The organism is Mycobacterium sp. (assembly GCF_039583805.1).
Classification (GTDB): domain Bacteria; phylum Actinomycetota; class Actinomycetes; order Mycobacteriales; family Mycobacteriaceae; genus Mycobacterium.
Window position 1 is genome coordinate 1 of sequence record NZ_JAVKSH010000095.1, and the last position, 6,940, is coordinate 6,940.

A 6,940-nucleotide genomic window follows, 5' to 3' on the forward strand; every position below is an offset into this window, starting at 1 on the left:
CGTCACCGACTACCGCGCCAGCCACGGCATCACCGAGGAGATCGTCGACATCGACGGCACCGGCGTGCTCTGGCGCAAACAATGACCACCACACCCCGGCGCGTGATCATCCCTGCCGGAAGATTGTCGGCTCTGCGCGGAACCTAGACCAACGGCCTCGGCAGTTCGGCGGTGATCGCGTCGTCGTGGTGCTCCTCCCACAGCGGCGCGTCCCGCACCCGAGGGCGCGGTGATACCGGCCGAAGCGGTTGACTGGCCGGGCGCGGACGAACTGCCTGCGGCCACCAGAACCAACGTCCCAGCAGCGCGGCGATAGACGGTGTCATGAAGGAGCGCACGACCAAGGTGTCGAACAGCAGGCCCAGCCCGATTGTGGTGCCGACTTGGCCGATGATCCGCAGGTCGCTGGCCACCATCGCGCCCATGGTGAACGCGAACACCAAGCCCGCGTTCGTCACGACTTTGCCAGTGCTCCCCATCGCGCGGATGATGCCCGTGTTCAAACCGGCGGATATTTCTTCCTTGGCCCGGGATACCAGCAGCAAATTGTAGTCTGAGCCCACGGCCAAGAGGATGATCACGGACATGGGCAGCACCATCCAGTGCAATTTCATGCCCAAAATATATTGCCAGATCAGCACCGACAGCCCAAACGACGCACCCAATGAAAGTGCCACCGTACCTACGATAACCAAGGCGGCAACAAGGCTTCGCGTAAGGATAAGCATGATGATGAAGATCAGGCAGAGCGCTCCAACTCCCGCGATCCATAAATCATATTTGGAGCCGTCGTGGAAGTCCTTGAATGTCGACGCGGTGCCGGCGATGTAGATCTTGGCGTCCTCCAGAGGTGTGGTCTTGAGCGCCTCCTCAGCCGCCGTCTTTATCTGATTGATCCGCGCTATCCCCTCGGGCGAGGCGGGATCGCCCTTATGGGTAATGATGAAACGAGCCGCTCTCCCGTCCGGAGACAAAAAGGAATCCATTGCCCGCTTGAAGTCCGGGTTCTCGAAAACCTCCGGAGGCAGATAAAACGAATCGTCGTTCTTCGAGTCGTCGAACGCCTGTCCCATGGCGGTGGCATCCTGACCAGCATCGTCGATCTCGCCGAACATCCCGGCCATGGTGCTGTGCATCGTCAGGATCATGTGCCGCGCATCCCTGACGGTCGCGATCAGCAGCGGGAACGGTTCAACCAGCTGCGGCAACAGCCTGTCCAGGACGTCGAGGTCCTGCACCACGTCTCCAAGCTTGTCGGTCAGCAAATCGACGCCGTCGAGCGTATCGAATATCGACCTCAACGACCAGCATATGGGAATGTCGAAGCAGTGCTTCTCCCAGTAGAAGTAACTCTGAATCGGCCTGAAGAAGTCCACGAAATCCGCGAAGTGGTCTCTCAGCTCGTCGGTAATGACCTGCATGTCCTTTGTCACACCGATCGAGTGGTGGGTATTTTCGGTGATCTGCAGCTGCAAATCGTATAACCGCTCCATGACCGCGACTTGCCTGGTCAGCATGTCGGCCTGCGTCAGCATGTCGTCGATCCGCTTCTCCATGAACTTCAGACTCTGGAGCTGGCCCGCGTTCTGCAGACTGATGAGGAAAGGTATCGACGTGTGCTGAATCGGCGTTCCCTCGGGTCGCGTTATGCCCTGCACCCGGGAGATACCCCGAATCCGAAAAATCGCCTTGGCAAGTTTGTGCAACACAAGAAAGTCTGCCGGATTGCGCATATCATGACGAGCTTCGACGAGTAGGATGTCGGGCATCATCCGTGATTGCGTAAAATGGCGATCAGCGACCGCGTATCCCGAATTAGCTGGAATGTCCTTGGGTATGTAGAGACGGTCGTTGTAGCTCGTTTTGTAGCCGGGCAGTGTCACCAGCCCGATCAGCGCGACCGCTGACGTCGCGGCGAGAATGGGGGCGGGCCAGCGGACGACCGCCGTGCCGATGCGCCGCCATCGCCGGACCATGATCGTGCGCTTGGGATCGAACAGGCCGAAGCGGCTTCCGACGGTCAGAACCGCCGGAACCAGTGTCAGCGCGACCGCGACCGCCACGAGCATTCCCACGGCGCACGGCATGCCTATGGTTTGGAAGATGGGCATCCGCGTGGAACTCAGGCACAGCATTGCCCCGGCGATCGTCAAACCGGAGCCCAGGACGACGGGAGCGACCCCACGGTAGGTGGTGTAGTAGGCCGTTTCCGGGTCCTGGCCGGCCTGACGTGCCTCCTGATATCGACCGCAGAAAAATATCGCGTAATCGGTTCCGGCCGCCATCGCGAGGGCTTGCAGCAGATTAATGGAGAACGTAGAGAGGACAACAATAGATTTATCACCGAGAAACGCGACGATGCCCCGCGCCGCAAATAATTCGATCCCGACGGTGACCAACAGCAGAACCACGGTGGTGACCGAACGGTAGACAATAAACAGTACCGTGAAGATTATCACCGTTCCTACGACGGTCATCTTCAGAACTGATTTGTCACCACTGCGCTGCAGATCTGAAGCGAGCGCGGACGGGCCTGTGACGTGGACCTTGACACCGGGAGGCGGCGGCATCTGCTTGACGATATCCCGGACCGCCGCCACGGACTCCTGTCCCAGGGTCGTGCCTTGGTTGCCGGCCAGATTCAATTGCGCATATACGGCCTTACCGTCGGTACTTTGCGCGCCCGACGCCGTGACTCGATTCCCCCACAGATCTTGCACGAACTCGACATGCTCAGAGTCGCTTCTTAATTTACGAACCAACCCGTCGTAGTACGTGTGAGCTTCGACCCCGAGCCGTTGCTGACCCTCCAGCACGATCATCGCAAAACTGTCCGAATCGGATTCTTGGAAATCCCTGCCCATGCGCGTCATGGCCTGCACCGCCGGCGCGTCCCGGGGACTCAGCGGTACGGAGTGCTCGCGGCCGACCCGCTCCAGCCATGGAACCGCCAGGGTCACAAGCAGAGTCAGCGCCACCCAGGCCAGGATGATGAACCACGAAAACCTGCGGATCGTCCGGGCTATGAAGGGGATCTGAGGGCGTTCGGTACTCATGCCGTCCTCCCCACGCAGATGGCAGGGGAGGCCAGTTCGTGCGGAACCCTCTCGGCTGTGACCACAGCGCCCACCGCGAAGCGGCAGCCAAGGCTGTCGGTGTCATCCGCTGCCACGACGCTTCCCACGGCTGCCGTCCTATACCGGAAATCCGCCACTTACTGGTGCTGCCTGACCAGCAAGGCAGTGACCAGCGGACGAGGTCCTGAAGGCCGAGTCAACGCGCTGGCGGGGCGGGAGCGCACTCGTTGCGGCCACCAGAACCAGCGCCCCAGCAGAGCGGCAATAGCCGGTGTCATGAACGCACGCACCACCAACGTGTCGAACAGCAGACCAATCCCGATTGTCGTGCCCACCTGGCCGATGCTGCGCAGGTCGCTGACCAGCATGGACGCCATGGTGAACGCGAACACCAGCCCCGCGTTCGTGACGACCTTGCCGGTACCGCCCATCGCGCGAATGATGCCTGTTTTTATGCCGGCTCCTATTTCTTCTTTCAGCCGGGAGACCAACAGCAAGTTGTAGTCAGAACCCACCGCCAGCAGGATCAACACCGACATCGCGAGCACCGCCCAGTGTATTTGCACACCGAGTAAATGCTGCCAGACCAGCACGGAAAGCCCGAAGGAAGCGCCCAGCGAGAGCAGCACCGTACCGACGATCACCAACGCGGCAACAAGACTTCTCGTGATGATCAGCATGATCATGAAAGTAAGACAGAGCGCAGCGACTCCCGCGATCATGAGATCGTATTTCGAGCCCACCACGATGTCTTTCGTTATAGCTGACGTGCCGGTGAGATAAATCTTCGAGTCTTCCAGCGGAGTTCCCTTGAGCGCCTCCTCGGCCGCAGCTCTGATCGGCTCGGCCAGCGCTATGCCGTCGGGCGATGCAGGATCGCCCCTCAGCGAGATGAGCATGCGGGCGGCCTTCCCGTCCGGCGACAGGAATATTTTGATGACCCGTTTGAAATCCGAGTTCTTGAAGGCATCCGGAGGAAGGTAGAATGAGTCGTCGTTCTTGGCGCTGTCGAAGGCCTTTCCCATGGCCGTCGCGTTCGCGCTGTTCTCGTCCATCTCGCCGAGGATTCCCATCATGGTGCTGTGCATCGTCAGCATCATGGTCCGCATGCTCTGCATGATCTCGATCATCGGCGGGAACTGCGTGAGCAGTTGCGGCATGATCACATCCAGCTGATCGAGGTCGGCGGTCAGAATCTGCAGCTTCTCGGCGACCTGGTCGACACCGTCCACCGAATCAAATACGGATTTGAGCGAGAAGCAGATGGGAATGTCGTAGCAGTGTCGCTCCCAGTAGAAGTAACTGCGGATCGGCCTGAAGAAATCTTCGAAATCCGCGAGATGGTCTCGCAACTCATCGGTGATCTCCGCCATGTCATGGGTTTCGCCGACCATGTGATGGGTCGTGGCGACCAATTGTTGCATCAGACCATACATGCGCTGCATGATGTTGATCGTCTCTGCCATCTCATCGGCCTGCTTGAGAAGGTCGTTCATCCGCTCCTTTTGGAACGCCATATTCTGTAGCAGGCCGGCCTGTTGCATGCTCAACAAATACGGTATCGACGTATGCCCGATCGGAGTTCCTTCGGGCCGAGTTACCGACTGCACCCTGGAGACGCCCGGAACAGCCAGCACGGCCTTGGCCAGTTTGTTCAACACCAGAAAGTCTGCCGGGTTTCGAAGATCGTGATCGGACTCCACCAGGAGGATCTCGGGTGACATCATCGCGGACTGGGAAAAATGTCGCGATGCGGCCGCGATGCCCATACTGGCGGGGATGTCCTTGGGGATGAAGTTCTGGTCGTTGTAGCTGGGTTTGAATCCCGGCAGCGCCAGTAGCCCGATCAGCGCGACAGCTACCGTCGAGACGAGAATGGGCGCGGGCCACCGCGCGATCACCGTGCCTATTCGCCGCCATCCGCGGACCCTGATTGTCCGTTTCGGTTCGAACAGGCCGAAACGGCTCCCCACCGTAAGAACTGCCGGGACCAGCGTGAGCGCAACCATGACCGCGACCGTTATGCCCACCGCGCACGGTACGCCCAGGGCGTGGAAAGTGGGGAGCCGTGTGAAGGTCAGGCAGAACATCGCACCGGCGATCGTCAAACCGGATGCCAGGACCACCTTGGCGGTTCCGCGATAAGTGGTGTAGAACGCCGTTTCCCGGTCCTCGCCGGCCTGCCGCGCCTCCTGATACCGCCCGATGAAAAATATCCCGTAGTCCGTTCCAGCCGCGATCCCCAGGGAAACCAACAAATTAACGGCGAAGGTCGTCAGACCGATGATGTTGTTGTGAGCGAGGAACGCGACGACCCCTCGGGCCACCAGCAATTCCACCCCGACCACCAGCAACAGCAGAACGACGGTGATCACCGAACGGTAGACGAGAAGCAACGTAGTAAAGATCACTGCGACGCTGACCGCCGTGACTATGGCGACCGTCCTGTCGCCACTGTGGCTCATGTCCGTCGCGATCGCAGCAGGACCGGTGACATACGCCGTGACACCAGGCGGTGCCGGCGTTTGGTCAACTATGCGCTCGACGGCTTCAATCGATTGGGTGGCCAATGCCTGCCCGGGGTTGCCGGCCAGAGCTAGTTGAACGTACGCGGCCTTACCGTCGGCACTTTGCGCGGCACCTGCCGTGAGCGGATCGCTCCAGAAATCCTGGATGTGCTGTACATGCTCCGGATCGTCTTTGAGCTGACGAATCAGACGGTCGTAGTATTTGTGAGCTTCGTCGTCGAGGGGTTGCTGGCCCTCCAGGACGATCATCGCGACACTGCCGTACTTAGATTGCTTGAAGTCCTCGTTGACGCGCTTTGACGCTTCGAAGGCCGGCGCATCTTTAGGATTCAGAGATACTGAATGCTCTTTCTCGACCTGCTCCAGCGAGGGGACCCCCACACCCAGGCCCACGATGATCGCCAACCACGCCAAGATGATGGGCACCGAAAACCGACGGATCGTCCGCGCTACCAGTGGCGGACTGTTGCGCAGCTGATGGTTGCTCATTCGGCCTTCAAATTGCAGAAGGTGAAGGCGCTCACTTCGTGCGTGATCTTCTCGGATCTGACCTTACCGTCAACGAGGACGCGGCAGCCGATGCTGTCACTGTCACCCTGGGCTGCGATGCTTCCGGCGGCCGTTGCGGCGGTGATCGCGAACTCCAAAGACCACGGCAAGTGGGCCCCTTTGACTCGCTGCGGGTCACCGTTGGCGTCGAAATAGCTGATCTCGGCCAGAGTCCCCGGTGGCCCGAAGATCTCGTACCTCAGGTGCTTGGGGTTGAAGGGTTTGGAGTCGTCGGTTCTGGTGTCGGCGTAGGAGGGGCGTTTCTCCGAGCCGAAGATGCCGTGCAGCCGCGCCACGGTGAATCCTCCAGTCCCGATCACAATCAGTATGACGAGCGGAATCCACAGCCGCTTCAAGGCTGCGAAGATCACGAATGCGGGACTTCGACGACCCTGTCCCGGTCGACCCGGTGTTGACGGTGCAGGTGACGGTGGGGCAGCAGGTCCCGGCGGAAAAGAGTCGCGGCCGGACCGTTGGTCAGGGTCGTGGCCGTCCACGTCAGCGAGGTCGTCGTAGGGTTCGCGCTCGACATCGCGCACAATGCCTTCGACCACCGCACCACCCTAACCGACACGAGAGCAACGACGAACTTTATAGTAAAGGCCATCAGGTCCGTCCACGGGGTCGGGTTCCGATCACCTTCCCGGTGTAGTTCCCGGAACCGAACACCGCCTCGCCGTCCGGACACCGATGACCGAGAACGGCGGCCGGAAAGCCCGGCGGAGTAGGCCAGACGATACCCTGTTGGACACGATTGCGGATGGCGGCGCCACGGGTGCTCCGGGC

Annotated in this window: 3 protein-coding genes and 1 pseudogene; 1 reads left to right on the top strand and 3 read right to left on the bottom strand. The window is 60.2% G+C overall.

What is annotated here, in order from left to right; all coding sequences use genetic code 11:
• A pseudogene (locus ABDW21_RS13120) lies at positions 1-85 on the top strand (macrocin O-methyltransferase); the annotation flags it as partial.
• A gap of 58 nt (positions 86-143) precedes the next feature.
• Here the strand turns inward: ABDW21_RS13120 and ABDW21_RS13125 are convergent.
• The 3 genes from ABDW21_RS13125 to ABDW21_RS13135 all read right to left on the bottom strand — a co-directional run bounded on the left by ABDW21_RS13125 (position 144) and on the right by ABDW21_RS13135 (position 6,510).
• Positions 144-3,056 (bottom strand): RND family transporter, encoded by a 2,913-nt coding sequence (locus tag ABDW21_RS13125; protein WP_343599274.1) that lies wholly within the window; start codon positions 3,054-3,056, stop codon positions 144-146.
• 158 nt (positions 3,057-3,214) lie between these two features.
• Entirely contained in the window at positions 3,215-6,094 is a 2,880-nt protein-coding gene (locus tag ABDW21_RS13130) for an RND family transporter (RefSeq protein ID WP_343599273.1), read from the bottom strand.
• Positions 6,091-6,510: an MmpS family protein gene (locus ABDW21_RS13135; RefSeq protein ID WP_343599280.1), complete on the bottom strand. Its 420-nt coding sequence runs from the start codon at positions 6,508-6,510 to the stop codon at positions 6,091-6,093. The genes ABDW21_RS13130 and ABDW21_RS13135 overlap by 4 nt, the downstream gene beginning before the upstream one ends.
• Positions 6,511-6,940 lie beyond the last annotated feature (430 nt).

Coding starts and splice junctions, on each gene's coding strand:
- ABDW21_RS13125 (WP_343599274.1), bottom strand. CDS start 3,056: ATGAGTACCGAACGCCCTCAGATCCCCTTCATAGCCCGGACGATCCGC.
- ABDW21_RS13130 (WP_343599273.1), bottom strand. CDS start 6,094: ATGAGCAACCATCAGCTGCGCAACAGTCCGCCACTGGTAGCGCGGACG.